This window comes from Pseudomonas sp. HY13-MNA-CIBAN-0226, from assembly GCF_040310305.1.
GTDB classification, from domain to species: domain Bacteria; phylum Pseudomonadota; class Gammaproteobacteria; order Pseudomonadales; family Pseudomonadaceae; genus Aquipseudomonas; species Aquipseudomonas gregormendelii.
This window is the reverse complement of sequence record NZ_JBEOPS010000055.1, coordinates 1-1107: the sequence shown is the minus strand read 5'-3', so window position 1 is coordinate 1107 and position 1107 is coordinate 1. Positions and strand designations below refer to the sequence as shown.

At 53.3% G+C, this 1107-nt stretch carries 1 pseudogene; it reads right to left on the bottom strand.

The window, feature by feature from the left end:
- A pseudogene (locus AAEZ05_RS30915) lies at positions 1–1056 on the bottom strand (IS3 family transposase); the annotation flags it as partial.
- Positions 1057–1107: the final 51 nt, after the last annotated feature.

Sequence of the window (1107 nt, the reverse complement as noted above, 5' to 3'; positions counted from 1 at the left end):
CTTTGAGCCGCTCAATAGCCTTATCCAGCATCTCGGTTACCAGTGCAAAACTTGGTCGGGTATCGATCTGATAGGCCAGGATCTCGCCGTTGTACAGATCCATGACGGGCGACAGGTAGAGTTTCTTCAGCCCGACCTTGAACTCCGTAACATCGGTCACCCACTTCTGGTTAGGTCGCTGCGCGAGGAAGTTACGCTCCAACAGATTCGGCGCTATTTTTCCAACCGGGCCTTTATAAGACCGATATCTTTTTGGACGCACTAGCGACTTGAGGTTCATGTCTTCCATCAAGCGCTGAACCCTTTTTTCATTGACGGGCTCTTTTTTACGGATCGCCAGGGTAATACGTCGATAACCGAAACGCCCCTCATGCTCATGATAGAGGCTCTGGATGGTGGCTTTCAGGTCAGCATGCTTGTCAGGTTTCTGGAGAGCGCGGACCTGGTAGTAAAAGGTGCTGCGGGCGAGGTCGGCCAGATTGAGCAGCCCCTCCAAAGGAAACCTCGAGCGTAGCGCTATCACGGTGAGCGTTTTTTCCTGGGGGGATGGCTCCTGTTCGGAGCCTCCCTTATTTCTTCGAGCTTTTTTAGATAGGCGTTCTCCATGCGCAGAAATTCAAGCTCGGCCTTGAGTTGCTCCCGACTTTTCGAATCATCATCTACGGGCTGGGACGGGTGCTGGACAGGCGATTTTTTTGGCATGGGGACAGTCTTTTTTCTCTCGGATACAGACGGGTCAACAAGACCGCCACTGTAATACTGGCGCTCCCAAATGCCCACCTGCGAAGACTGCCCGAGCCCAAACCGGGCTGCGACTTCGCGACAAGACAGCCGTTCCTTGCGCATACATTCAACGACCGAAAGCTTGAACGCCGCGCTGTAGGGGTGACGATTCGGTCTCAGGCCCGCACTGCCACGGGCTTGAAAAGTGGCAACCCAACGTCGTAGGAGACTGCAATCAATCGAGTAGCGATTGGCGATTTTGCGAAACCCATCGTCGCCGGTGATGTAGGCCTTAATGGCTGTGATTTTGAACTGCACGGAATACTTGCCCATGGAAAAACCCCAAAAGTCAGGATATGTGTCCAACTTTTGGGGGTCAGCTCA